Raw genomic sequence first — 23,738 nt, 5'->3', positions numbered from 1 at the left:
CGCATGACGGCGCCCCCGCCCGGGATTCCGGGCGGGGGCGCCGTCATGCGTGGGCGCGGACCGGAAGGCGTCAGCAGCCGCCGCAGTTGTAGTACGTCACGTCCCAGTGATTGCCCTCGTCCGCGTAGACGTTGCCGGAGCCGGACTGGTACTGGGGCGCGCCGTCACCGCGCAGACCGATGTAACTGAACACGCCGTGGATGTAGTTGGTGAGACAGGTGGTCTTGCCGAAGTCGAGCTTGTAGCCGTTCCAGTGCGAGTAGGTGCCGCTGGCGTGCCCGGTCTCGGTGCCGCCGGTGATGTTCAGCGCGCAGCCAGTGGCGCTCTTCAGCGTCTGGGCGCCCTGGGCGCTCGGGAGGTTGAGCTGGTCGAACGAGGTGCAGGTGGAGACGTTCCGGTTGGAGCAGCCGCCGGAGGACGACCAGGTGACGCCGGACGAGCTGAATCTGGCGGTCGCCTGGCTGTGGGTGAGCTTGCTGACGGCGAAGGCGTCCGTCGCACCGGAGACGACACCGATTCCGGGGGCGAAGAGGACTCCGAGGACGAGGGCGAGAACGGTCAGGACGGGGCGCAGCGTCATACGGGACACCATGGAGACTCCTCCTGTGCATGACAATGTGAGGGCAGGGAGATAGTGCCCGAGTTCTACGCGCGTCCGCCAGAGGGCGTGGGGTGACGGTCGCGTGAATGCCCGGCGCCGCGCGGACAGACCTGGACCCTTGATGTTGAACTTTGAACTAGATGGGGTTACAGTCAATCTCGTTGAAGGTTAAACAAACACGTCGAGCCCCGCTCGATCACGTCCCGAGGAGGAGCCATGGCTCTGTTCAACCGCAAGTCCAACGACACCGCGACCACCCCGGCCGCCGCCGTCGACCCGGCCCTGGCCGCCCTCACCGGCGACTACACGATCGACCCGGCCCACAGCAGCATCGGCTTCACCGTGCGCCACGCGATGGTCACCAATGTGCGCGGCTCCTTCGGTGAGCACGAAGGCACCCTGAAGCTGGACGGCAGCAACCCGGCCGGCTCCGCCGCCTCGATCGATGTCAAGATCGCCAGCGTGGACACCGGCATCGCGGACCGCGACGGCCACCTGGTCAGCGGCGACTTCTTCGACGCCGAGAAGTTCCCCCTCATGACGTTCCGCTCCACCTCCGCCGAGCAGCTCGGCGGCGACAAGTACCGCGTCACCGGTGACCTCACCATCAAGGACGTCACCCGCCCGCTCGCCATCGACCTGGAGTTCAACGGCTCCGCGACCGACGTGTACGGCAACGAGCGCGTCGGCTTCGAGGGCGGCACCGAGATCCTGCGCTCCGACTGGGGCCTGACCTGGAACGCGGCGCTGGAGACCGGCGGCGTGATGGTCAGCGACAAGGTGAAGCTGAACTTCGACATCTCCGCGATCAAGGCCGCCGCACCGCAGGCCTGACCCCGGCAGTACGCCCGTGCGCCCGCCGTCCGCTCCCCGCGAGGAGCGGACGGCGGGCGCGGTCGCGTCAGAGCGGCCGGTGGTTGGCCCAGACGACCTGGTACGGGTACCGGGCCTGCCAGCGCCGGATGAGTTCCTCGGCCCCGGAGGCGGCGAACGAGGCGTTGAGCGCGTCGAGATCCGCGAAGCCGAACCGCACGATCGCGGTGGCGGCGAACACCGGGCTGTGCTCGTCGGCGGGCACGCGGATGTGGTGCTCCGCAGAGAACGACGTGGTCTGCCCGGAGTCGCGCATGAGCTGTTCGATGTCCTTCAGGAACTGATCCAGCTCCGCGTCCGGGACAGGTTCGTTGAACGAGACGATCATCGTGTGGTCAATCATGAGTCAATCCAACCCCGGCATCCGGGGCGGAGTCCAAGACCGATCGGGCCTCGAACGATAACCTGTGGGCATGGCTGACCTGGAGACGCGCGAGATCGAGTACTTCGTCGCGGTGGCCGAGGAGCTGCATTTCGGCCGGGCCGCCGAGCGCCTGTCCATCGCCCAGCCGGCGCTGTCGAAGGCGGTCCAGCGTCTGGAGTCGCGGCTCGGTGTCCAGCTGCTCATCCGCTCCAGCCGCCGGGTCTCGCTGACACCGGCCGGCCAGGCGCTGCTGCATCACGGCCGCCACGCGCTCAACGCGGTGAGCGCGGCGGCCGAGGCTGCCCGCCGGGCGGGTGCGCCCGAGGCCCATCTGCGGCTGGTGATCAAGCCGGGCGGCGACGCGAACCTGCTGTCGGGGATCCTCGCCGCGTACGCCCGCAGACCGGGCGCCGGCCAGGTGGACGTCCTGTTCGGCGGCGCCACCGACCGGGCCGACCATGTGCGCGACGGCCGGGCCGATCTCGCGCTGCTGTACGCGCCGTTCGACGATCTGACCGGGTTGGACCACAGGACCCTGTTGGTCGAGGGACGCGTCGCGATCCTGCCGCGCGGGCACCGGCTGGCCGGTCGCGAGGAGCTCCGGATGGCCGACCTGGCGGGCGAGACGCTGCCGCGCTGGAAGGGTGTGCCCGAGAGCGGCGACGGCGTCATCGGCGGCAGCGGCCCGGAGATCGCGGACGTGGCCCAGATGACTCAGCTGATCATGCTCGGCCGGACGGTCGCGATCCTGCCGCGCTCGTCCGTCGAACCCGTCCACCCGGGGCTGGTGTACAGACCGGTGGCCGACGCGCCGCCCAGCCGGATGGTCGTGGCGTGGTCACGGCTCGACGAGCGGCCGCTCGTCGCCTCGTTCGTCGACGCCGCGGTCTCCGCGAGCGGGTCGCGGCCGAACCCGGCCACGCACCAGGATTCAGGTGCTGTCGGCTGAATGGGCGGGTCCGGGCCGCGAACCGGCCTGCTACGGCCGCCGGTTCAGCACTCGCGCAGGCCGGGGGCCGGGTCCACGCCGGTCTTGACGGAGACGGCCGGGACGTTGCCCCACTGCCCGTTGTCGAGCTGGGTCCAGTACCAGATGTCGTTCCCGCCCTGGTGCGGGTCGCCGTGGCCCCAGCAGGCGAACCAGTTGAACCCGGTGGTGAGCGTGCCGCGCGTCGCGGAGCGGTAGGAGCGGTCCGCGTATCCCTTCGCGCCCACGGCGTTGCCGCAGTACAGCCGGCCGTCGGAGCGGACCCCGCACTCGGCGGCGTGGGCGGTGGTGGCGGGCACCGAGAGGGCGAGCAGAGCGGTGGCGGCGAGGGTGCCCACCGCGGTGGTCAGGCGTCGAGTATTCATGATCGGCCCAACGGCGAGGCCGGAACGGCGGTAACGGCCACCGCCCCGGCCTCACCCGGACCGCTCAGGTCAACCCGTCAGCCCGTCAGCCCGTCAGCCCGTCAGCCCGTCAGCCCGTCAGCCCATGCTCTTCGCGCCGTCCAGCGATTCGCGGATGATGTCGGCGTGCCCGGCGTGCTGGGCGGTCTCCGCGATGATGTGCATCAGCACCCGGCGGACCGACCACCGCGCGTCCCCCTCGAACCAGGGCGCCTTCGGCAGCGCATGGCTGATGCCAAGGTCGGGCAGGGTGGAGACCAGCTCGTCGGTCCTGGCCGCCGCCTCCTCGTAGTCGGCCAGCACGCCTTTCAGCGTCTCTCCGGGCAGCATGCCGAATTCGTCGTTCCGCCGGGCGAAGTCCTCCTCGGTCATGGCGGAGAAGTCCGGCATCGCCGAGGCCCCGTGCACCATGAACCCCGCCCAGCCCCGTTCGACCGATGCGACGTGCTTGATCAGTCCTCCCAGGCAGAGCTCGCTCGCCGTGGGCCGCAGCCCGGCCTGCTCGTCGGTGAGGTCGCGGGTGGTGAAGCGCAGGAAGTGCCGCTGCTTGGCCAGGGCCTCCAGCAGATCGGCGCGCTCGCCGGCGAGGGAAGCCGCGGCCGCGTCGCGGGTGTCGGGCTCGTTGACGTTCATGGTCTCCGCCTTCAGTCGTTCCTGTTCCGCCGTCAGGAACGACTCTAGAACCCGTATAGGTCAGTTCCCGTCCTGTATGCCGGACGCGTGGCGGCGAACCTTCAGGGCGTTGTCGGTACGGGTGGTGGGGTTCCCGTCCGGGTCGTTCTGCACCCGCTCGTGCTCCTCGCTGACCAGCACGTCCCACTCCCCCGCCGGGAGTTCGAGGGATGCCAGCACCTCGTCGGTGGTGGGGAGTTCCATGTCCGCGTGGTTGTGCTCCCACGCCGGGAAGCCCGCGTGCCCGACGATCAGGAGCACCCCGCCGGGCGCGACGGCCGAGGCGGCCCGGCGCAGGATCGCCTCCCGGGGCAGGTCGCCCATCGAGTGCAGGAACGAGGCGGTGACCAGGTCGTACTCCCCCTCGGGGAACGAGACCCCGAGGTCGTGGAACTGCCAGTCGACCCGCTCCTGTACCCCCGCCTCCGCGGCGTGTTCCGCCGCCCGGTCGAGCGCGACGCGCGAGATGTCCGTGGCGGTGACCTGCCAGCCCCACCGGGCGAGCCAGACCGCGTCGGCCCCTTCCCCGCACCCGAGGTCGAGGGCGCGCCCCGGTGTCAGCCCCTCCACCTCGCGGACGAGCGCGGTGTTCGGGTTCCCGCTCCAGATCCGGTCGCTCTCGCGGTAGCGCTCGTCCCAGAGTTCCGCGTCGGTCGGGGTCGGCGTGCTGTCGGTGGTCATCGTGTCTCCTGCAGTCCGTGACGGCGGTCTCCGAGCGTCTTCTCGCAGACCTGGCGCTCGGCCTCCGCCGAGAAGGGTGCGCGGCGGGCCTCGACCGCGCGGCGGGTGTCGGCGCCCACCAGGTCCGCGTTGATGGCGGAGGCCGCCTTCAGCCCGGCCGCGGCGGCGCCGATGACCTGCTCCATCAGGTTGGTGACGTTACCGGCGACCCAGACCCCGGGCACCTCGGTCGCACCGGCCGGATCGGACGCGATGTACGTACCGACGGTGTGCCCGCCCACCTCCAGCGCGGCTGCCCGCAGCCCGAGGCCGTCCAGCACCCCCGACCTCGCGGTGAAGCGCGGCTGCACCACGACGGCCCCGCGCGGCACGACCCGGCCGCCGGCCAGCCGCACCCCGGTGAGCCGGTCCCCGCTCGTCTCGATGCCGGTCACCTCCCCGTCCACCACGGCGATGCCCCGCGCGGCGAGCTGCTCGTACTCCTCGTCCGTGGGCTCCGGGGCGTGGTGCAGGAACAGGGTGACGTCGTCGCTCCACTGCCGCCAGAGCAGCGCCTGGTGCACGGCCATCGGGCTCACGGCCAGGATGCCGATCGGTGCGTCCCGCACCTCCCAGCCGTGGCAGTACGGACAGTGCAGTACGTCCTGGCCCCACCGCTCGGCCAGGCCGGGGACCGGCGGCAGCTCGTCGACGAGCCCGGTGGTGACGAGGAGCCGGCGCGCGGTGACGGCGCTCCCGTCCTCCCGTACGACCCGGAACCCCCCGCCGGGCAGCCTCTCGGCCGTCACGGCCTCGCCCTCGACGCTCTCGGCCCCGTACCCGGCGGCCTCGTCGCGGCCGACGGCCAGCAGCTCGGCGGGCGGCAGGCCCTCGCGCCCCAGGTAGTTGTGCGCGTGGGACGCGGGTGCGTTGCGCGGGCTGCCCGCGTCGATCACCAGCACGGAACGCCTGGCCCTGGACAGCGCCAGGGCCCCGCTCAGCCCGGCGGCACCGCCACCGATCACCACTACGTCGTACGTCCGCGTCGTCATGTCGCTCATGCGAAACACCTCCATCTGCGGACGATGGTGCGGGCTTTCCTCGCAGACGGCAAAGATCCTTGCCGAAGCGGCAAACTCGCACCAGACGACCTTCCCGGGGTTCCGCTCCCCCACCCCCACGAGGGGCGAGGGCCGAGACCAGCAGCAGCCCGCGCCCGCCTTCCGCGTCGGGGGCGGGGCACGGGACTGCGGCCCTGTAGGCCGCGCCCGCAGAAGTACCGCCGGGATCAGTGGTGCCAGGCGTCGCCACGCACGTTGTGGATCATGCGCTGGAGGACCTTGAGGGCGCGGGCGTACTCCTCGTCCGCGATGCCCTCGTGCACCTGACGGCGCAGCTCCAACTGCCGTGCCGCCGCACGGGAGTACAGCTCCGCGCCCGACTCGGTGCGCAGCAGGTGCCCGTCCGCGTCCTGGGTGACCAGGCCCCGGACGACGAGGCTGTCGATGTCGCCCTCCAGATCGTCGCCGGAGCTCGGGTAGTACCTGAGGAACCGGGTCAGTTCGGCGCGGCCCCAGCCCTCCGGGCGCTCGCTGAGGTGGTGCAGGACCCACCAGGCGGGCTGAGTCAGGCCGAGGGCGCCGAGGGCGGTCCGGATGTTCTGGACGACCGCCTGGCCGGCCGCGTTGGCCCAGTATCCGATGGGCTGGGCGATGAGGCCGGCGTCGTCGTGGGACGGGGTGAATGGGGCCGGGGTGCTGCTCGAAGTGGTCATGGGAAGAACGTAGAAACTCAACTCCACTTGAGGTCAAGCGCCTCGGGGGACAGCCAGGGTGGCGCGGTGAAGGCGGGCGGAGCGGGCCCGCCCGTCCGGAACAGACTCTCAGGGGGCTCCCGGCGCCAGCCAGGACGGCAGCAGGACCGTCGCCGCCGACACGAACAGGCGTCGTTCGCGCGGGGCGGGGAGCGAGAGCCACGCCTCGGCTATGCCGACCTCGCCGTGCGCCATGAACCGGCTCGCCGCCTCCACCCGCCAGGCGACGCTGCCCTCCCCGTCGGGCACCGCTCGCGGGTCGCGCGCCAGGAGGGTGGCGACCGACACGGTGAAGTGCTCCACCAGGAGGCGGTGGAGAACCGCGCTGCGGTGGCCCACCAGTCCGGCCGTGTACAGGGCGTCGTAGCGCTCCAGGTGGTCGAGCAGGACGCCGGAGGCCCGGGCCCAGATCTCGTGCACCGGCAGTTCCGCCGCCAGCACATCGGTGATCCACACCGCGCGGACCCGGTCCAGCTCCTCGTACAGCACCTGCTCCAGGACCTGCGCGGGGCTGGTGGCGTGCTTGTAGAAGGTGGTGCGGTTGACGCGCGCCTCGCGCACCAGGTCCGCCACCGCGACCTCCTCGACCGGGCGCTCGGCCGACAGGCGCAGGACCGCCTCCCGAAGCCGGTCGCGCGTGCGGCGGGCGCGGACGTCGAGCGGGGGTGCGGCCTCTGTCTCCTCGGTCGGTTCCGGGTCGTCGTGAGGCGGGACGGGTGGGCGGTTCACTGGGTGTCCTGACACGAATGAAGCCTATCGCACCCCACCCCACATGCACTGATCGACAAGTGTCTCTTTTCTTTCCGGCGGTCCGGTGTCACAATCGGGGCAGTGGCAGAGCGGCCCGCGATCAAGCCGCCGCGTGTGCCACGACCGCGCCCGTGCCCCCCGCTCACCGAGCTCGCCGGCCCCGCGCGGCCATCTCCTCGCCGTCGCCGAACCCGACGGCGGCGATGATTCGGACGAAAGAAGCAGCATCATGAGGGCATCTGTCACCAAGGGTCTGGGCCAGGGTTTCGTCGTCGAGGACATCGATCTCGCCGACCCGGTCGGCCATGAGGTCCGCGTCCAGGTGCGGGCGTCCGGCCTGTGCCACTCGGACCTGAGCGTCGCCACATTCATCGGCGGCGAATTCCCCGTCGTCCTGGGCCACGAGGTCGCCGGTGTGGTCACCGGGACCGGACCGCAGGTCACTCAGGTCAAGGAGGGCGACCACGTCGTCGGCAGCCTGATCCAGTACTGCGGGGCCTGTGTGAACTGCCTCAGCGGGCGCACCCACATCTGCCGTAACCCCGAGGCAACGCTGCGTACGCCGGAACAGGCGCCCCGGCTGAGCCGGCACGGCGCGCCGGTGGCCCAGGGCATGGGGCTGGGCGGCTTCGCCCAGGAGGCGCTGATCCACGAGAACCAGCTCGCCGTCATCCCGCAGGAGATGCCGTGGGCCCCCGCCGCGCTCATCGGATGCGGCGTGCTCACCGGCGCCGGGGCGGTCCTGAACAGCGCGAACGTCCGGCAGGGCGAGAGCGTCGTCGTCATCGGAGCCGGCGGCGTCGGCATGAACGCGGTCAGCGGCGCCCGGATCGCCGGTGCCGGCACGATCATCGTGACCGACATCGAGGACGCGAAGCTGGAGCGGGCGAAGGCCTTCGGCGCCACGCACGTCGTCAACTCCCGCTCGGCCGACCCCGTCGAGGCCGTCCGTGACATCACCGGCGACGGCGCGGACCACGTCTTCGACTTCGTCGGCGTCCGGTCCGTCACGGCCCAGGGCATGCGGATGCTCGGGAAGGGCGGCGGCCTCTACCTGATCGGCATCGGCGGCAACGACGCGGGCATCGACGTCTCCGCGATCTCCGCGCTGACCAACTCGCAGAAGGTCCAGGGCGTCTACATGGGCTCCTCCCACCTCAAGCGGGACATCCCCTTCTACGCCTCGATGTACCTCCAGGGGCTGATGAACCTCGACGACCTGGTCTCCAGGGAGATCGGCCTGGCCGACATCGAGAAGGGGTACGAGTCGCTGAAGGACGGCACGACCGCGCGCGTCGTCATCACCGACTTCTCCTGACGGGCTCGCACCCCCCGCACTCCGTCGCGGACGCACCGGGGCCGTACGGAACCCTCCGTGCGGCCCCGCCGCCGTGTCGGCCGCCTGTCGGCGCGCCCCGCACGGTGTCGGTGAGGTGTCGGCGGCCTGTCGCCGGAGGCCAGGACGCTTGCCGGAGAGCCTGTTGGAGACCGTCCGGCAGGCCTGCGAACGGCAAGGAGCCGGCATGACCACTCATGTCACGATCATCGGCGCCGGACTCGGCGGCCTCACGCTCGCCCGCGTCCTGCACGTCCACGGCATCCCGTCCACCGTCTACGAGGCGGAGGCCTCACCGACGGCCCGTACGCAGGGCGGGATGCTCGACATCCATGACTACAACGGCCAGTTGGCGGTGCAGGCGTGCGGCCTGATGGACGAGTTCCGCTCCATCGTCCTGGAGGGCCGGCAGGCGATGCGGGCGCTCGACCGGGAGGGGAACGTCCTGCTCGACCAGCCCGACGACGGCACCGGCGGCCGCCCCGAGGTGCAGCGCGGTGAGCTTCGGCAGCTGCTGCTCGACGCGCTCCCGGACGGGACCGTCCGGTGGGGCCACAAGGTGAGCGGCGTCCGAAGCCTCGACGAGGGGCGTCACGAGGTGACCTTCGCGGACGGCTCCACCGTGGTCACGGATCTGCTGGTCGGTGCGGACGGGGCCTGGTCCCGGGTCAGGCCGATGCTCTCCGACGAAGTGCCCGTGTACACGGGCATGTCGTTCGTCGAGACCTACCTGTTCGACGCCGACGAGCGGCACGCCGCTGCCGCGAAGGCGGTCGGCGGCGGCTCGATGTTCGCGATAGAGCCGGGCAGGATCCAGCTCGCCGCCCACCGGGAGAGCGGCGCGACGCTCCACACGTACGCGATGCTGACCGAGCCGCAGTCCTGGTTCGCGGCGATCGACTTCACCGACACCGCTGCGGCCACCCGGCGGATCGCGCAGGAGTTCGCCGGCTGGGCACCGGAGCTCACCGCCCTGATCACCGACAGCGACACCCCGCCGGTCGTGCGCCCCCACCACACGCTGCCGGTCGGGCACCGGTGGGAGCGGGTGCCGGGGGTCACCCTGGTCGGTGACGCCGCCCACCTCATCCCCCCGAACGGCGAGGGCGCCAACCTGGCCATGCTGGACGGCGCCGAACTCGGAGCGGCCCTCGCCGCGCACCCCGACGACGTCGAGGCCGCGCTCGGCGCCTACGAGCGGGTGATGTTCCCGCGCAGCGCCGAGGTCGGCGCGGCCGAGGCGGAGGCCCCGGACAACCCCACGCTCGAAGAAGTGATCAGCTTCTTCGCGCACGGCGAGGAGCCCGCCTGAGCGGCCGGCCTCAGACCCGGTCGACGGCTTCCCCGGCACCGGCGGGTGCCGGTCCGGGGGCGCTCTCGCGGCGGGGCAGCAGCAGCGGGGTGGCCAGCAGGACGACCCCGGCGACGGCGATCGCGGTGCGCGGGCTCGTGACGGCGGCCAGCACGCCCCACAGCGCGGTCATGGCCGCGATGGCGGCGCTGCTGCTGATCGACCAGGCGGACAGGGTGCGCGCCACCCGGTCGGGTTCGGCGTGGTCGAGCCGGTAGGTGGCCAGCAGCGGGTTGAACAGGGCGCAGCAGATCACCAGGCCGAGCTGGACGAGGATGATGAGCGCCATGCCGGGGACACCGGGCCCGACGAACGCGAGTCCGACGGGCCAGCAGGCCCGCAGCGCCCCGGAGGCGGTCATCGTCCGGTGCAGGCCGAACCGCGCCGCCAGCGGGCGCGCGAGCCGTGAGCCGACGAGGCCGCCGACGCAGGGGGCCGCGAACACGAGACCGTACTGCCAGGGGGCGAAGCCGAGGGGGCCGAGCAGGAGCACGGCCAGGATCGGCGCGGAGGCCATGATCAGGCCGTTGACCACGATCGAGTTGAGGAGCAGCGGGCGCAGCGTGGGGTGGGCCAGGATGTAGCGCCAGCCGTCGAGCAGATCACCGGCCCGCAGCCGGGGCGCGGCCGTGCGGGCGGGGCCCGGTTCCGTTCCGCCGATGGCGCGGATGCCGAGCGCCGAGAGCAGGTAGCTGACCGCGTCGGCGACGACGGTCGTCACCGGGCCGAACAGTCCGATCGCGGCCCCGCCGAGCGGCGGCCCGATCATGGTCGAGGTCCATGTCGTGGATTCGAACCGGCTGTTCGCGACGAGCAGGTCCTGCGACGGTACGAGCGCCTTCAGATAGGCGCCGCTCGCCGCCTTGAAGGCGATGTCGGCCGCCGCGACGACCACCGAGACGAGCAGGAGCTGGGCGAAGCCGAGCAGACCGAGCGCGTACGCGGCGGGGATGCTCATCAGCGCCGCGAACCTGATCAGGTCCATCGCGATCATCACCGGCCGCTTGTGCCGGAACTCCACCCAGGGGCCGAGCGGCACCGCGACCAGTGCCCCCACCGCCCGCCCGGCGGCGGCCAGCGCCGCCACCTGGGTCGGTCCGCTGTGCAGCACCATCACCGCGATCAGCGGAAACGCGCCGAACCCGAGCCCGGTGCCGTACGAGCTGACCGCGTACGCCGCCCACAGCCACCCGAACCGCCGCCCCAGCTTCCGTCTGCCCGCCATGCCCCACACGCCTCCCGCCGGTCCGGACAGCCCCATGCCGACCACCAGGCATCAAAGCGACCCGAGGGCGGTGAGAGCAAACAACCGGCAGGGCCGGACACAACGGCTGGTTGTGCCCCTGTACGGGGCTCGGCGTGGACGTCGAGGCGCGGCAGGCCTACGCCGACGCCGGGCGGTACGTGCACACCTGGACGCCCGCGGGGCTGGTGACGGACGAGACCAGTTCGAGGGTGCGCAGGGCGCCGTCCGCCGGGAAGACCGACTTCCCGCCGCCCAGCAGCACCGGCATGATCACGAGCCGGAGTTCGTCGACCAGGCCCTCGCTCAGCAGTCCGCGTACGAGCGTGGGGCTTCCCATGACCAGCAGGTCGCCCTCGCCCCGCTCCCGCAGCTCCTGGATGCGGGCGGTGGCCTTCTCGCCGGGGATGCGTTCGGTGTTGGTCCACGTCAGGTCGCCGTCGCCGAGGGTGTCGGTCACGACGTACTTCTGGAGGGCGTTCATCCGGTCGGCGAAGGGGTCGCCCGCCCGCTCGGGCCATGCCGCGGCCATCGTCTGCCAGGTGCGGCGGCCGAACAGCAGGGCCCCGGCACCGTCCACCGCTTCGCTGAAGGAGGCGCCGACCACGTCCGCGTCGAAGAACGGGTGGGACCAGCCGCCGTGCGCGAAGCCGCCGTCGCGGTCCTCCTCCGCGCCGCCCGGCGCCTGCACGACGCCGTCCAGACTGATGAACTCGCTGATGACCACGCGCATGCCGCTCACGCTCACTCCTCGGTACTTGGGATCAGGTGTACGGGAACAGAGACTGCCGGCCCGCCCGGAACTCATCGCCGGACGCTTCCTAGAAACCACCGCCCCCGAAGTCCCCGCCGCCGCCGAAGCCGCCGCCGTCACCGAATCCGCCGCCTCCGCCGTCACCGAACCCGCCGCCGTCGAAGCCGGAGGAGTCGAAGTCGGAGCCGGAGAAGTCGCCGCCGCCGAAGTCGCCCCCGGAGCCGAAGTCACCGCCGCCGTACTCCGCCGCGTACGCCGGGGTGGAGAGCATCGAGCCGAGCATCGTGCCGACCAGCAGGCCGGGCAGCAGGCCGCCGCCGAAGTAGCCGCCCGCCCAGGGGCCGTAGGCCGGGCCCGCCTCCCAGTAGGGGCGGCGGCTGCCGTCGCCCATGTCCACGGTGCGGCTCATCGGGTCCTCGCCGTCGCGCAGCCGGATCTCGTCGGCGCCGCAGACCGGGACCTCGCGGGCCGCGCCGCCCGACGGGGACCAGCGGACGTCGGCGACGGAGGGGCCGTGGCGCGGGTCGAAGAAGCAGGGCGGGCGGCGGGCGGGCAGTTCGGCGCCGGTGCGCCGGGCGTCGAGGACGGCGAGCGAGAAGCGCCCGTCCTCCAGTGCCTGGGTCACCCCGCGCACGTCGGAGGGGTGCCGGGCGTGCTCCATGCGGGATTTGGCGCTCTCGTAGGAGTCGAGGGCTCGTTCGTAGTCCGCGCGCATCGCGTCGTCCGCGCCCGCCTCCGCCGGGTGGAAGTCGAGGCGGTCCAGGGTCTCGCCGTACTCCGTGATGTCCTCGTCCACCACGACCCGGAGCTTGTCGAGCGCCGCCTGCTCCTCGGCCTCCTTGCGCCTGCGGTTGCGGCGGACGATCGTGTACGCGCCCGCGCCGCCGAGGACCACCACCGCGCCGACCGCGATCAGCCCGGCGGCGGACGAGCCCCGGCCGGACGAGGAGCCGCCCCAGGAATCGGGGGCGTGGCCCCTGGCCTGTTCGACCGCTCGGTCGACGAAACCGTTCAGCTGGGTCGCGGCGTCGGGGGCCGCGCCCGGCGCCTTCACGGCGGCGGTGAGATTGCGTACGGCCCGCTCGGACATCACCTGCGGGTCGGCGCCCGCGTTGAAGCCGTCGCCGAGCCGGATGGCGTAGACGCCGGTGATCCCGGTGCCGGTGCGCACCGTCCTGAGCACGCTCGACGCGGGGAAGGCCGAGGTCTGCGGGAGCACGGCCACGAACACCGGCTTGTCGGCGTCCTTGATCTTCTTCGTCAGGGCGGCCGCCTGACTGCGGGAGAGCTGCCCGGACGCGGCCGGATCGACGTACACCGGGCCCTTGCGCAGCGCCTTCGCCACCTCGTCGACGGTGGACGCGCTCACGGCCGCGGGTGGGGCGGGCGCGGCGGGAGAGGCAGGCGGCGCGAGCGCCAGTACCAGGGCGGCCGCCGAAAGGAGCAGCAGCAGTCCGGCCAGGAGCGCCGGGATCAGGAAGGCGGGGAACGGTCTGTTCCGCATATCTCGAACGTAACCCACATGGCTGAACGCTGCGTCCCGGGACCGGTGGGGCGGGGCCCGGATTCCCCGGGGGCTCCCCGTCCGGCAGGTCTGCCGGACGGGGAGCCCTGTCACCGGGCCCGCGTGGGGCCGGGCCCGGTGGGCCTACTTCTTCTGCTCGACCCTGACCCAGTCGATCTCGGCCTTGATGCCACCCTGCGCGACCCGGTCGACGCTGGACTGCGGCAGGCCCCAGTACGGCTGCGTGACCTTGTTCCAGCCGGCCGGGTAGGCGCCTCCGAGGGCCAGGTTGAGGATCACGTACTGGTTGTGGTCGAAGACCCACTGGCCCCGGGTGGACTCCAGCTTCTGCCGGGAGGTCTTCTGCACGACCCGGTCGTCGACGGTGAACGTCATGCCCTCGGGCGTCCACTCGACGCCGTAGGTGTGCCATTCGTCGGCGCGCCCGCCGTCGGCGTAGGTCTGCTGCGCGCCGATGTTGCCGTCGGCCGAGTAGCCGGGTCCGTGCAGCGCGGAGCTGGTCCAGTCCCCGTAGCCGATGTTCTCCATGATGTCCGTCTCACCGGAGCCGGGCCAGGAGACCGTCGGGTCGTCGACGTTGCTGCCGAGCATCCAGAACGCGGGCCAGTAGCCGTCCCCGACCGGCAGCTTCATTCTGGCGCTGACCTTGCCGTAGGTGAAGTCGAACTTGGTGTTGGTGTCGACCCGGCCCGAGGTGAAGTCGAAGGTGCCGTTGGGGGTGGAGGTGCAGCCCTTGCAGTACTTCGACTGGAGGACGAGTGCGCCGTTCTCGGTGCGGATGTTGTCGGGCGAGTCCACGTAGGCCTGCGACTCGCCGTTCACCGGGCCCATCTCCGTGCCCGTGCGCACCACCCGCCACTTGGAGCGGTCCAGGCCGGAACCGGTGAAGTCGTCGAAGAAGGTGGTGTTGTACGCGCCGCCGGGGTCCTTGGGCAGGGCCGGATAGGCGGCGGACGCGCTGCCGCCGGTGCCCCAGACCTGGAACTCGTAGAGGGAGTAGCCGAACTGGGCGGTCGACGGGGCCGGGTTGTAGAAGGAGCGGCGCTCCACACCGAGCATCCGGACGTAGCGGCCGGTCGCCGGGGTGGGCAGGGAGACGGTGTCGTGGCGTCCGGCGGCGTCGCCCGGCGACTTGATGTCGGCGCGGCGGGCGGCGACCTCGCCGGCGGTGGGCTGGTAGACGGTGCGCCAGGTGCTGTTGTCGTCGGACACCTGGATGCGGTAGTCGACGCCGTACGCCGCCTCCCAGTACAGGTCGACCGAGTCGATGGTGGAGGTGGCCCCGAGGTCGACGCTCACCCAGCGGTCGGCGTTCCAGTCGCTCGACCAGCGGGACTGGCCGCCCTTGAGGTCGGCCGGCCAGCCGCCGTCGGTGACGAAGGCGGGTGAACTGCCCGCGTCCTGGTAGAGGTTGCCGTACGCGGGGTGGTTCAGGGCCAGGTTGGTGCGGGTGGTGGAGGCGGGCGCGGGCTCTCCGCCGTACACCTTGAAGGAGTAGAGGGAGTACCCCCAGGCGGTGGCGCGCTGGATGCCGCGCATCCGGACGTAGCGGCCGGTCACCTCCTGCGGGTAGGTGTGGGCGGTGACGCTGCCGCCGGTGCCGGCGTCCTCGGTGTAGAAGGTGGTCCAGTCGGTGCCGTTCTTCGACACCTCCAAGACGTACTTCTTGCCGTAGGCGGCCTCCCAGTCCAGGGTGACCTGGCTGATCCGGAGGGTGGCTCCGAGATCGACCCTGATCCAGGCGTTGTCGGCGAAGTCGCTGGACCAGCGGGTGGTGCCGTTGCCGTCGGTGGCGGCACCGGGTCCGGCCGCGCCGTTCTCCGAGCCGGACGCCGTGACGGCGCCGGGGTTCGCGGTGTAGGCGGCGGCCGCCCGGTCGGTGTCCCAGGCCGCGGCCTGCGCGGCGGCCCGGGGTGCGGGCGCCGCGAAGGCCACGGGGGCGGCGAGGGCGAGCAGGGCGGCGGTGGTGGCTGCCAGAGTCGTACGAGAGGGCACTGTGGGGCTCCCGTTCGTTTCCAGGGGATGCGCGGCCACGCGCGGGCGCGGCTACGCGTTGCGGGTGTGGTGGATGGTGTCGCGGTACCACTTGGCGCTGTCCTTGAGCGTCCGCACCTGCGTGTCGTAGTCGACGCGGACGATGCCGAATCGCTTGTCGTAGCCGTAGGACCACTCGAAGTTGTCCATCAGCGACCAGGCGAAGTACCCCCGGACGTCGGCCCCTTGGGAGCGGGCGGCGGCGACGGCGGCGATGTGGTCGGCGAGATAGGTGGTGCGCTCCGCATCGTGGATCTCGCCGTCCGCCGAGACGGTGTCTTCGAACGCGGCGCCGTTCTCGGTGATGACCGTCGGGAGACCGTAGTCCTTCTCCAGGCGGACGAGCAGGTCGGTGAGGGCGGTGGGGGTGATCTCCCAGTCCATGGCGGTACGGGGCAGCTCGCGCTCGACGACGCGGGTGACGGGCAGCCCGTCGGCGTCGAGCACCGCGCCCTGTTCGGTCACGCCGGAGAAGAGCGAGCCCCGGTAGAAGTTGACGCCGAGGACGTCCAGCGGGGTGGCGATGACCGCGAGGTCGCCCTCCTGGACCGGGAGTTCGATGCCCTGGACGGCGAGGTCGGTGACGATGTCCTCGGGGTAGGCGCCCTTGACGACCGGGTCCAGGTAGAGGCGGGCGCCGAGTCCGTCGGCGCGGCGGCAGGCCTCGGCGTCCTCGTGGCTGTCGGTCTCCGGGGTGGCGGTGCCCAGGTTGAGGGTGATGCCGAGTTCCAGCTCGTTGCCGCGCGCGGCGGCCTGCTCGCGCAGGTACCGCGAGGCGAGGCCGTGGCCCAGCAGCAGGTGGTGGACGGCGTGGATCGCCTCGCCGAAGTTCTGCCGCCCCGGCGCCTGGTTGCCGTAGGCGTAACCGAGCATCGCGGAGCACCACGGCTCGTTCAGCGTGGTCCAGTGCTTCACCCGGTCGCCCAGGGCGTCGTACGCGAGGGCCGCGTACTCGGCGAACCGGTAGGCGGTGTCACGGACCGGCCAGCCGCCCGCGTCCTCCAGCTCCTGCGGCAGGTCCCAGTGGTAGAGGGTGATCCACGGGGTGACGCCCTTGTCGTCCAGCTCGTCGATCAGCCGCTTGTAGAAGTCGAGGCCCTTGGCGTTGGCGGGGCCCCGGCCGCCGGGCTGGATGCGCGGCCAGGCCAGCGAGAAGCGGTACGTGTCGACGCCCAGGCCGGCGATCAGTGAGACGTCCTCGGGCATCCGGTGGTAGTGGTCGCAGGCCACATCGCCGTTCTCGCCGCGGACGACCATGCCCGGCACCCCGCAGTACGTGTCCCAGATCGAGGGCGTCCGGCCGTCCTCCGCCGCCGCCCCCTCGATCTGGTAGGCGGCTGTGGCGACGCCCCAGCGGAAGTCGGCGGGCAGACCGGGTACGGCCTGGGCGGCGATCTCGCGGGCGTAGGCCTGGGGGGTGACGAGGTTCATGGTTCTCCTGTGGTGTGCGGTGCGTACGTCGCTAGGAACGGGCGACTGCGGGGGCCGGGGCCTCCCGGTGGAGCCAGCAGGCCACCGAGCGGGAGCTCTCCCCGTTCGGTGCGGCGAGCACCGGGACGTGCGTGTCGCAGCCCTCGACCTTCTTGGCGCAGCGCGGGTGGAAGGCGCAGCCGGTGGGCATGGCGGACAGGTGCGGGGGCGAGCCCGGGATGCCGCTGAGTTCGCGCCGGGGGCCGTGCAGCGCGGGGAAGGAGTGCAGCAGTCCGTCGCTGTAGGGGTGGCGGGGGTCGCGGTAGATGTCGGCGGACGCGGCCTCCTCGACGATCCGGCCGCCGTACATGATCGCGATCCGGTCGGAGAACTCGATCAGGAGCGAGATGTCGTGCGTGATGAAGACGACGGAGAAGCCGAGCTCCTCGCGGAGCCTGACCAGCTGGCGCAGGATCTGCCGCTGCATGACGACGTCCAGCGCCGTCGTCGGCTCGTCCATGATGACGACCTCGGGTTCCAGCGCGAGCGCCATCGCGATCATGACGCGCTGGCGCATTCCGCCGGAGAGCTGGTGCGGGTAGGCGGCCAGCCGGTCGGCGGAGATCCCGACGAGCTTCAGGAGCTCCTGGGCGCGTGCGGTGCGCTCGGCCCGCTTCATCTCCGGGCGGTGGGCCTGGAGTACGTCGGTGAGCTGGCTGTGGACCGTGTGCACCGGGTTGAGGGAGTTCATCGCGCCCTGGAAGACGATCGACAGCTCCTGCCAGCGGAAGGCGCGCAGTTCGGGCGCGGACAGGGCCAGCAGGTCGAGCGTCCCGCCGTCGCGCTGGTGGTAGCGGACCTCGCCGCCGGTGATCACACCGGGCGGGGAGAGCAGCCGGGTGACGGCGTAGGCCAGGGTGGATTTCCCGGAGCCGGACTCGCCCGCGAGGCCGAGCACCTCGCCCCGGTGCAGGGTGAGGTCGATGTCGCGCAGCGCGTGCACGGCGTCGTCCCCGGTCCCGTAGTCGACGTTGAGTCCGCTGATGCTGAGGACGGGCTCACTCATGAGCGGTTCTCCTTCCCGGTGTCGCCCGTACGGGCCACGGGGGTGAAGCCGACCCGCATCCGGACCTTGCGGGAGCCGCCGGTCTCGGTGCGCAGGCGCGGGTTGACGAATTCGTCGATGCCGAAGTTGATGAGGGCGAGGGACATGCCGAGCAGGGCGATGCAGAGCCCGGCCGGTACGAACCACCACCACGCGCCCTGGGCCAGGGCCTGGTTGGACTGCGCCCAGAACAGGACGGTCCCCCAGTTCCAGTTGGAGATGTCCGCGACGCCGATGAAGGCGAGGGTGATCTCGGAGAGGATCGCGAAGATGACGGTGCCGACGAAGCCGGAGGCGATGACGGCGGTCAGGTTCGGCATCACCTCGAAGAAGATGACCCGCCAGGTCGACTCACCGGTGGCGCGGGCCGCCTCGACGTAGTCCCGGCGGCGCAGCGAGAGCGTCTGGGCGCGCAGCACCCGCGCTCCCCAGGCCCAGGAGGTCAGGGCGATGACACCGGCGATCAGCAGGTCTCCGGTGTCGGAGACGAAGCTGGCGATGATGATGATCAGCGGCAGTCCGGGGATGACCAGGAACACGTTGGACAGCAGCGAGAGGACCTCGTCGGCGGTGCCGCCGAGGAAGCCGGCGCTGACGCCGATCAGTACGGACAGGATCGTGGCGAGGATGCCCGCGATGAATCCGACGACGAGGACGCCGCGGGTGCCGACGAGGATCTGCGAGAGCACGTCCTGACCGGTCTGGGTGGTGCCGAACCAGTGGGAGCCGGACGGCGGCTGGAGCAGCTGGTTGCTCATCGTGTCGGGGTCGTAGGGGGCGATCCACGGGCCGATGACGGCGATCACGACGAAGAAGAGCAGGATGCAGAGCCCGACGACGGTCTTGCGGCCGCGCAGGAACCGGAATTTGCGCTTGCTCGCGGCCGGGGTCTCGGCCGCGTCGAGTACGGCGACCTCTGTGGCGGTGACAGCCATCTCCTAGGCCTCCCTTCGGGTACGGGGGTCGAGGATCATGTAGAGGACGTCGGCGAGGAGGTTCGCCGCCAGCACCGAGAGCGTGATGATCAGGAAGACGCCCTGCATCAGGGGGTAGTCCTTGGCGCCCACGCCCTGGAAGAGCTGGTAGCCGATGCCCGGGTAGGAGAAGACCATCTCCACCAGCAGGGTGCCGCCGACGATGAAGCCGAGCGAGAGCGCGAATCCGGAGATGTTGGGCAGGATCGCGTTCCGGGCGGCGTATCCGAACATCACCCGGCGCTCGGAGAGCCCCTTGGCCTGGGCGACCATGACGTAGTCCTCGGAGGAGACCGTCACCATCATGTTGCGCATCCCGAGGATCCAGCCGGCCACCGCGCTGAGCACGATGGTGAGGCCGGGCAGCACGCCGTGGTAGAGCGCGCTGGAGATGAACGGCCAGTCGAAGGCGGGCACGAGCGAGTTGTCGTAGCCGCCGGCGGCCGGGAAGAGCGGCCACTTCACGGCGAACAGCGAGATGGCGATGAGGCCGAGCCAGAAGTACGGGATGGCGGAGATGAAGGTGGTGACGGGCAGCAGGCTGTCCAGCCAGGAGCCGCGCCGCCAGCCGGTGAAGACCCCGATGCCGGTGCCGAGCACGAAGCTGATCAGCGTGGTGATGCCGACGAGCGCGAGTGTCCACGGCAGCGACTGGGCGATGACCTCGCTGACCGGGGTCGGGAAGAAGGTGAACGACAGGCCGAGGTCGCCTTCGAGCAGGTGGCCCCAGTAGTCGGTGTACTGCTGCCACAGCGACTGGTGCTCGTCCAGGCCGAAGAGGGCCTTGAGGGAGTCGATGGCGCTGGTGTCCAGCTGTCCCTGGAACCGGGCGATGAGGGCCTGCACCGGGTCGCCGGGCATCATGCGCGGGATGAGGAAGTTGATGGTGATCGCCGCCCATGCGGTGACCAGGTAGAAGGCGAGCCTCTGGAGCAGGTACTTCACTTCGCGGCCTCCTTCTCGTGGTCACCGGTGCGGCCGGCGCCGTCCGCGTACAGCCAGCACGCCGCCCACTGGCCGTCGGCCAGGTCGAAGCGGGGCGGCAGTTCGGTGCGGCAGCGTTCCATCGCCTTGGGGCAGCGCGGGTGGAAGCGGCAGCCGGCCGGTGGGTCGATGAGCGAGGGCGGCTCGCCGCTGCCGGTCTCCTCCTGCTCCTCCTCCGCGACCACCCGGTCCGGGTCGGGCGCGGAGGCGATCAGCAGCTGGGTGTAGGGGTGGGCGGGGCGCTGGGTGACGGTCTCGCTGTCGCCGCCCTCCACGATCCGGCCCGCGTACATCACCAGCGTGGAGTCCGCGAAGTAGCGGGCGGAGGCGATGTCGTGGGTGATGTAGAGGATCGCGAGTTGCATGCGGTCCTTGAGGTCCTTGAGCAGGTTGAGGACCCCGAGCCGGATCGAGACGTCCAGCATCGAGACGGGCTCGTCCGCCAGGAGGACCTGGGGGTCGGCGCCGAGCGCGCGGGCGATGGCCACGCGCTGGCGCTGACCTCCCGACAGCTCGTGCGGGAACTTGTCCAGGTACTGATGAGGAGGAGTCAGCTGGACGCGGTTCAGCAGAGCGGTCAGGTTCTGTTCCAGTTCCGCCTCGCCGTTCCCCGCCCGGCCGTGGATCTTCAGCGACCGGGTGAGGTGGTAGCGCACGGTGTGCACCGGGTTCAGCGAGGCGAACGGGTCCTGGAAGATGAGCTGGACCCGGCGTACGTAACTGCGGAAGGACCGGCCACGTCCGGCCTTCACCGGCTGCCCGCCCAGGTGGATCTCGCCCTCGGTGAGCGGATACAGCTGGGCGAGCAGTCTGGCGACGGTGGACTTCCCGGAGCCCGACTCCCCCACCAGTGCCGTGACGGTGCCGCGCCGCAGTTTCAGCGAGACGTCGTCGACGGCGTGGACGGTACGGCGCTTGCCCGCGAGGAGATCGCGGCCGGTGCGCCGTACGGCGAAGTGTTTGGTGACTCCGCGTGCTTCGAGCACGACGTGGTTCTTTTCGAGCTGTTCAGACATGGCCGGTACCTGGATCCCTGTGTCCTACTTGGACGGCTTGAGCTTCAGCACGACTTCCAGCGCCGAGCGCTGGGTGTGCTGCGGGTCGGCGTACGGGTCGGCCTCCGTGGGCCACCCCACCCAGTTCTTGGTGGAGTACTCGGCCCCGATGGGGGCGGCGGCCGTGGGGATCATCGGCGCCTGCTCGACCATGATCTTCTGCAGGGCGTTCATCGCCGTGATGCGGGTGGTGTCGGACGTGGCGTTGGCGAAGTCCTTGAGCGCCTCGGTGGCCTCCGTGCTCTTGAAGCGGCCGAAGTTGCCGAGCTGGGAGGGCTTGCCGATGGGCTGGAGCAGCGCGCCGTCCATGATGTTCTGGTACATGTCGTACGGGGTCGAGCCGCTGTTGGTCCAGTGGAGCGTGGCGTCGAAGTTGCCGTTGGCCACGTCCGCGTTCCAGGCGTCGGCGGTCTGCGTCTTGACCTTCGCGTCGATGCCGAGCTTCTTGATGTTGTCCTTGATGATCGCGAGGCCGGTGATGTAGTCGTTCCAGCCGGCCGGGTCGGTGAGGGTCAGCTTCACCGGCTTGCCGCCCGGGTCCTTCAGCACTCCGCCGTTCAGAGTGAAGCCGGCCTTCTCCAGGACCTTCTTGGCGCCCTCGACGTCGGGCTTGGTGGTGGCGTCCTTGTACTCGGGGGCGAGGAAGGACTTGCCCGCGGGCAGCGGGATGCCGGTCGGGTTGGTGATCTCCGGGTAGAGCGTCGCCTCGGCCTGGGTGTAGATCGCGTTGCGGTCGACGACCATCGCCATGGCCTTGCGCAGCGCCGGGTTGTCGAACGGCTTGCGGGCGGTGTTGAACCACAGGCCGTGGATGCCGAGCCCGGACGGGAACCACAGCTTGTGGTTCTTGGGGTCCTTGGATATGAACAGCTGCTTGTAGTTCGGCATGAAGACGAACGACCACTCCAGCTTGCCGCTGGCCAGCGCGGTGGTGGCGGCGCTGTTGTCGTTGTAGGTGCTGTACCGCAGCTCCTTGACCTTCGTCGCGCCCTTCCAGTAGGTGGGCGTGGCGGTCAGGGTGGTGGTCTGCGGGGTGAACGTCTTCAGCTTGTACGGGCCGGAGCCGACCGGCGTGCGGTTGGGCCAGGTCTCCGGGTCCTTGACGCCTTCCCAGATGTGCTTGGGGACGATGAACTGCTGAAGGATCTTGTTCTGGTTGACGTACTGGGAGTCGTCGAAGGTCAGCACGACCTTCTTGCCCTGGACCTCGATCCCGCCCCACGCGATGCCGTCGGCGTTGAGCGCCGGGTGCTTCTTCAGCAGGTTGAAGGTGAACGCCACGTCCTCGGCGGTCAGCGGCTTGCCGTCGGCCCACTTGGCCTTGTCGTCGATGGTGAAGGTGACCTTGGTGAAGTTGAGGTCCCACTTCCAGTCCGTCGCCAGCCACGGGTTGGGCTTCTCCGCGGGCCGGATCTGGCGCACCATCGCCAGCGGCTCGTAGATCATCCAGCGGTAGCCGAGGGTGGCGCCCGCCGAGGTGTTCAGGAAGGGGTTGCTGTTGTTCGTCTGCGGCCCGTCCGGCTTGCCGATGGTCAGGACGCCCGAAGCGCCACTGCCGCTCTTCTTGTTGTTCGAGTTGGCTGACGAGCATCCGGCGGCGAGCGCGACCACCGCGGTGGCGAGCGCGACCGCTCTGAGCGTGTGGTGACGGCGTGCGGACATGGCGACTCCAGGAGGGACTGGCGGGTCTGGGAGATCCGGAAACGGGCAGCGCTCGGCGCGCCGGGTACGGGCTGGTGCGGGTGCTGATGCGGTGCGGGGGCGCGCAGCCGGCTGCTGCGCGGAGTACGGGAGCGGTGGGGCCGTGGCCGGCCCCGGCCGCTAGGGCGCCGAGTGGCGCACGACCAGTTCGGTGGGCAGCACGAGGGGTGCGTCGGGTACGGCGGTGCCGCCGAGGTGGGAGAGCAGCATCCGTGCGGCCGTCTCACCCATCTGCCGGGTGGGCTGGCGCACGGTGGTGAGCGGCGGTTCGGTGTGCTCGGCCATCGGGATGTCGTCGAAGCCGACCACCGCGATGTCGCCGGGGACGGACCGCCCCGCGGCGCGCAGCGCCCGCAGCACGCCTGCCGCGGTGATGTCGTTGTGCGCGAAGACCGAGTCGAACTCCACCCCGGAGGCGAGGAGTTGCTCCACGGCCAGCCGGCCGCAGATCTCGGTGAAGTCGCCGCGGACGACGAGCTCCGTGGGCAGCACGGAGACGAATCCCGCGAGCCGGTCGCGTACGCAGCCGAAGTCGTGGGGTCCCGTGATGACCAGGGGTTTGGTGCGTCCGGCAGCCCGCAGATGGCGTGCGGCCGACGCGCCTCCTTCGTGGTTGGTGGTCACGACGGAGGGGAACTCGGGGTGGTGGCCGCGATCGTCGATCAGCACGATCGGCAGGCCGGCGCGGTGCAGTGCGGTGAGGTGGTCGAGGGTGTTCTCGGGTTCGACCACGACCAGTCCGTCGAAGGCCCGCGCCGACACCTGGCTGGTGAAGCGCTGCACGGACTCGGCCCCGCGGTTGCAGGTGAAGAGCAGCAGACCGTAGTCGGCGGCCTCGACGGTGTCGACGACGCCCTGAAGCACCTCGCCCATCCACGGCCAGGTCAGCGAGGGCACCAGCATGCCGACCGTGCGGCTGCTGCCGCGGGCCAGACCGACGGCGCCCGAGCTGGGTACATATCCGAGCTGTGCGATCACTTCACGAACACGGGCTGCCGTCGAACCGTCCACTTCGCCCTTGGTGTTGATGACCCGGGACACGGTCGTCTTGCTGACGCCGGCCTCGCGGGCGACATCAGCGATGGTGACTCGCATCGGGGGGCCTCCAGGACACAACAGGGCAGAGAGAACAGCCGGTCGT

The 23,738-nt window shown here is 71.0% G+C and carries 23 protein-coding genes; 4 read left to right on the top strand and 19 right to left on the bottom strand.

The genetic code is table 11. The annotated features are described in order from the left end of the window. Nucleotides 1-70 precede the first annotated feature (70 nt). Nucleotides 71-592, bottom strand: a complete 522-nt coding sequence (locus ACFVQ0_RS14300; RefSeq protein ID WP_390087694.1) for a hypothetical protein — start codon at nucleotides 590-592, stop codon at nucleotides 71-73. A gap of 225 nt (nucleotides 593-817) precedes the next feature. On the opposite strand from ACFVQ0_RS14300, the gene ACFVQ0_RS14295 reads away from it, so the two are divergent. Then, a complete protein-coding gene (locus ACFVQ0_RS14295) occupies nucleotides 818-1,435 on the top strand; it encodes a YceI family protein (RefSeq protein ID WP_390087692.1) in 618 nt (205 codons plus the stop codon). A 67-nt stretch (nucleotides 1,436-1,502) separates the two neighbouring features. Here ACFVQ0_RS14295 and ACFVQ0_RS14290 read toward each other — a convergent pair whose 3' ends face one another. Continuing rightward, a complete protein-coding gene (locus ACFVQ0_RS14290) occupies nucleotides 1,503-1,817 on the bottom strand; it encodes a hypothetical protein (RefSeq protein WP_390087690.1) in 315 nt (104 codons plus the stop codon). A gap of 70 nt (nucleotides 1,818-1,887) precedes the next feature. Between ACFVQ0_RS14290 and ACFVQ0_RS14285 the strand changes: the two genes are divergently transcribed. Beyond that, the gene (locus tag ACFVQ0_RS14285; protein WP_390087688.1) at nucleotides 1,888-2,787 is read left to right on the top strand and encodes a LysR family transcriptional regulator; all 900 of its coding nucleotides are present in this window, start codon (nucleotides 1,888-1,890) and stop codon (nucleotides 2,785-2,787) included. Nucleotides 2,788-2,831: 44 nt separating this feature from the next. On the opposite strand, the gene ACFVQ0_RS14280 is transcribed toward ACFVQ0_RS14285, so the two are convergent. The 6 genes from ACFVQ0_RS14280 to ACFVQ0_RS14255 all read right to left on the bottom strand — a co-directional run bounded on the left by ACFVQ0_RS14280 (nucleotide 2,832) and on the right by ACFVQ0_RS14255 (nucleotide 7,104). Further along, nucleotides 2,832-3,191, bottom strand: coding sequence for a hypothetical protein (locus ACFVQ0_RS14280; RefSeq protein WP_390087686.1), 360 nt, complete (start codon nucleotides 3,189-3,191; stop codon nucleotides 2,832-2,834). A 117-nt stretch (nucleotides 3,192-3,308) separates the two neighbouring features. Then, nucleotides 3,309-3,863 (bottom strand): DinB family protein, encoded by a 555-nt coding sequence (locus ACFVQ0_RS14275; protein WP_390087684.1) that lies wholly within the window; start codon nucleotides 3,861-3,863, stop codon nucleotides 3,309-3,311. Between the two features lie 60 nt (nucleotides 3,864-3,923). Then, nucleotides 3,924-4,583: an SAM-dependent methyltransferase gene (locus ACFVQ0_RS14270; RefSeq protein ID WP_390087682.1), complete on the bottom strand. Its 660-nt coding sequence runs from the start codon at nucleotides 4,581-4,583 to the stop codon at nucleotides 3,924-3,926. Further along, a complete protein-coding gene (locus ACFVQ0_RS14265; protein ID WP_390087681.1) occupies nucleotides 4,580-5,623 on the bottom strand; it encodes an NAD(P)/FAD-dependent oxidoreductase in 1,044 nt (347 codons plus the stop codon). Before ACFVQ0_RS14265 ends, ACFVQ0_RS14270 begins: the two co-directional genes overlap by 4 nt. A 227-nt stretch (nucleotides 5,624-5,850) precedes the next feature. After that, nucleotides 5,851-6,336, bottom strand: a complete 486-nt coding sequence (locus tag ACFVQ0_RS14260; protein ID WP_390087679.1) for a MarR family winged helix-turn-helix transcriptional regulator — start codon at nucleotides 6,334-6,336, stop codon at nucleotides 5,851-5,853. Between the two features lie 108 nt (nucleotides 6,337-6,444). Then, nucleotides 6,445-7,104 carry a TetR/AcrR family transcriptional regulator gene (locus tag ACFVQ0_RS14255; protein WP_390087677.1) on the bottom strand — a complete coding sequence of 220 codons (660 nt, stop codon included), beginning with the start codon at nucleotides 7,102-7,104 and terminating at the stop codon, nucleotides 6,445-6,447. A 250-nt stretch (nucleotides 7,105-7,354) separates the two neighbouring features. On the opposite strand from ACFVQ0_RS14255, the gene ACFVQ0_RS14250 reads away from it, so the two are divergent. Continuing rightward, nucleotides 7,355-8,443 (top strand): zinc-binding dehydrogenase, encoded by a 1,089-nt coding sequence (locus tag ACFVQ0_RS14250; protein ID WP_390087675.1) that lies wholly within the window; start codon nucleotides 7,355-7,357, stop codon nucleotides 8,441-8,443. A gap of 205 nt (nucleotides 8,444-8,648) precedes the next feature. Beyond that, a complete protein-coding gene (locus ACFVQ0_RS14245; RefSeq protein ID WP_390087673.1) occupies nucleotides 8,649-9,773 on the top strand; it encodes an FAD-dependent oxidoreductase in 1,125 nt (374 codons plus the stop codon). Between the two features lie 10 nt (nucleotides 9,774-9,783). Here the strand turns inward: ACFVQ0_RS14245 and ACFVQ0_RS14240 are convergent, their stop codons facing one another. The 11 genes from ACFVQ0_RS14240 to ACFVQ0_RS14190 form a co-directional block, all read right to left on the bottom strand. Then, entirely contained in the window at nucleotides 9,784-11,037 is a 1,254-nt protein-coding gene (locus tag ACFVQ0_RS14240; protein WP_390087671.1) for an MFS transporter, read from the bottom strand. 157 nt (nucleotides 11,038-11,194) lie between these two features. Continuing rightward, the gene (locus ACFVQ0_RS14235; protein WP_390087830.1) at nucleotides 11,195-11,788 is read right to left on the bottom strand and encodes a dihydrofolate reductase family protein; all 594 of its coding nucleotides are present in this window, start codon (nucleotides 11,786-11,788) and stop codon (nucleotides 11,195-11,197) included. 88 nt (nucleotides 11,789-11,876) lie between these two features. Continuing rightward, nucleotides 11,877-13,313: a hypothetical protein gene (locus ACFVQ0_RS14230; RefSeq protein ID WP_390087669.1), complete on the bottom strand. Its 1,437-nt coding sequence runs from the start codon at nucleotides 13,311-13,313 to the stop codon at nucleotides 11,877-11,879. Between the two features lie 144 nt (nucleotides 13,314-13,457). After that, nucleotides 13,458-15,329, bottom strand: coding sequence for a discoidin domain-containing protein (locus ACFVQ0_RS14225; protein WP_390087667.1), 1,872 nt, complete (start codon nucleotides 15,327-15,329; stop codon nucleotides 13,458-13,460). A gap of 51 nt (nucleotides 15,330-15,380) precedes the next feature. Next, the gene (locus ACFVQ0_RS14220) at nucleotides 15,381-16,799 is read right to left on the bottom strand and encodes a GH1 family beta-glucosidase (RefSeq protein WP_390087665.1); all 1,419 of its coding nucleotides are present in this window, start codon (nucleotides 16,797-16,799) and stop codon (nucleotides 15,381-15,383) included. A 31-nt stretch (nucleotides 16,800-16,830) separates the two neighbouring features. After that, nucleotides 16,831-17,844: an ABC transporter ATP-binding protein gene (locus ACFVQ0_RS14215; RefSeq protein WP_390087663.1), complete on the bottom strand. Its 1,014-nt coding sequence runs from the start codon at nucleotides 17,842-17,844 to the stop codon at nucleotides 16,831-16,833. Next, a complete protein-coding gene (locus tag ACFVQ0_RS14210; protein WP_390087661.1) occupies nucleotides 17,841-18,818 on the bottom strand; it encodes an ABC transporter permease in 978 nt (325 codons plus the stop codon). The genes ACFVQ0_RS14215 and ACFVQ0_RS14210 overlap by 4 nt, the downstream gene beginning before the upstream one ends. Before the next feature lie 3 nt (nucleotides 18,819-18,821). Further along, a complete protein-coding gene (locus ACFVQ0_RS14205; RefSeq protein ID WP_390087659.1) occupies nucleotides 18,822-19,802 on the bottom strand; it encodes an ABC transporter permease in 981 nt (326 codons plus the stop codon). Continuing rightward, a complete protein-coding gene (locus ACFVQ0_RS14200) occupies nucleotides 19,799-20,857 on the bottom strand; it encodes an ABC transporter ATP-binding protein (protein ID WP_390087657.1) in 1,059 nt (352 codons plus the stop codon). The genes ACFVQ0_RS14205 and ACFVQ0_RS14200 overlap by 4 nt, the downstream gene beginning before the upstream one ends. A 24-nt stretch (nucleotides 20,858-20,881) precedes the next feature. Next, nucleotides 20,882-22,558: an ABC transporter substrate-binding protein gene (locus ACFVQ0_RS14195; protein WP_390087655.1), complete on the bottom strand. Its 1,677-nt coding sequence runs from the start codon at nucleotides 22,556-22,558 to the stop codon at nucleotides 20,882-20,884. Between the two features lie 159 nt (nucleotides 22,559-22,717). Continuing rightward, on the bottom strand, nucleotides 22,718-23,692 hold the full coding sequence (locus tag ACFVQ0_RS14190; protein ID WP_390087653.1) for a LacI family DNA-binding transcriptional regulator: 975 nt from the start codon (nucleotides 23,690-23,692) through the stop codon (nucleotides 22,718-22,720). Nucleotides 23,693-23,738: the final 46 nt, after the last annotated feature.

Origin of the sequence: Streptomyces sp. NPDC057900, assembly GCF_042887885.1 — a bacterium.
Lineage (GTDB): Bacteria > Actinomycetota > Actinomycetes > Streptomycetales > Streptomycetaceae > Streptomyces.
This window is presented reverse-complemented; position numbering and strand designations above follow the sequence as displayed.

Coding starts and splice junctions, on each gene's coding strand:
- ACFVQ0_RS14260 (WP_390087679.1), bottom strand. CDS start 6,336: ATGACCACTTCGAGCAGCACCCCGGCCCCATTCACCCCGTCCCACGAC.
- ACFVQ0_RS14250 (WP_390087675.1), top strand. CDS start 7,355: ATGAGGGCATCTGTCACCAAGGGTCTGGGCCAGGGTTTCGTCGTCGAG.
- ACFVQ0_RS14270 (WP_390087682.1), bottom strand. CDS start 4,583: ATGACCACCGACAGCACGCCGACCCCGACCGACGCGGAACTCTGGGAC.
- ACFVQ0_RS14220 (WP_390087665.1), bottom strand. CDS start 16,799: ATGAACCTCGTCACCCCCCAGGCCTACGCCCGCGAGATCGCCGCCCAG.
- ACFVQ0_RS14195 (WP_390087655.1), bottom strand. CDS start 22,558: ATGTCCGCACGCCGTCACCACACGCTCAGAGCGGTCGCGCTCGCCACC.
- ACFVQ0_RS14280 (WP_390087686.1), bottom strand. CDS start 3,191: ATGAATACTCGACGCCTGACCACCGCGGTGGGCACCCTCGCCGCCACC.
- ACFVQ0_RS14240 (WP_390087671.1), bottom strand. CDS start 11,037: ATGGCGGGCAGACGGAAGCTGGGGCGGCGGTTCGGGTGGCTGTGGGCG.
- ACFVQ0_RS14190 (WP_390087653.1), bottom strand. CDS start 23,692: ATGCGAGTCACCATCGCTGATGTCGCCCGCGAGGCCGGCGTCAGCAAG.
- ACFVQ0_RS14235 (WP_390087830.1), bottom strand. CDS start 11,788: ATGCGCGTGGTCATCAGCGAGTTCATCAGTCTGGACGGCGTCGTGCAG.
- ACFVQ0_RS14265 (WP_390087681.1), bottom strand. CDS start 5,623: ATGAGCGACATGACGACGCGGACGTACGACGTAGTGGTGATCGGTGGC.
- ACFVQ0_RS14275 (WP_390087684.1), bottom strand. CDS start 3,863: ATGAACGTCAACGAGCCCGACACCCGCGACGCGGCCGCGGCTTCCCTC.
- ACFVQ0_RS14285 (WP_390087688.1), top strand. CDS start 1,888: ATGGCTGACCTGGAGACGCGCGAGATCGAGTACTTCGTCGCGGTGGCC.
- ACFVQ0_RS14210 (WP_390087661.1), bottom strand. CDS start 18,818: ATGGCTGTCACCGCCACAGAGGTCGCCGTACTCGACGCGGCCGAGACC.
- ACFVQ0_RS14245 (WP_390087673.1), top strand. CDS start 8,649: ATGACCACTCATGTCACGATCATCGGCGCCGGACTCGGCGGCCTCACG.
- ACFVQ0_RS14300 (WP_390087694.1), bottom strand. CDS start 592: ATGGTGTCCCGTATGACGCTGCGCCCCGTCCTGACCGTTCTCGCCCTC.
- ACFVQ0_RS14230 (WP_390087669.1), bottom strand. CDS start 13,313: ATGCGGAACAGACCGTTCCCCGCCTTCCTGATCCCGGCGCTCCTGGCC.
- ACFVQ0_RS14200 (WP_390087657.1), bottom strand. CDS start 20,857: ATGTCTGAACAGCTCGAAAAGAACCACGTCGTGCTCGAAGCACGCGGA.
- ACFVQ0_RS14290 (WP_390087690.1), bottom strand. CDS start 1,817: ATGATTGACCACACGATGATCGTCTCGTTCAACGAACCTGTCCCGGAC.
- ACFVQ0_RS14215 (WP_390087663.1), bottom strand. CDS start 17,844: ATGAGTGAGCCCGTCCTCAGCATCAGCGGACTCAACGTCGACTACGGG.
- ACFVQ0_RS14295 (WP_390087692.1), top strand. CDS start 818: ATGGCTCTGTTCAACCGCAAGTCCAACGACACCGCGACCACCCCGGCC.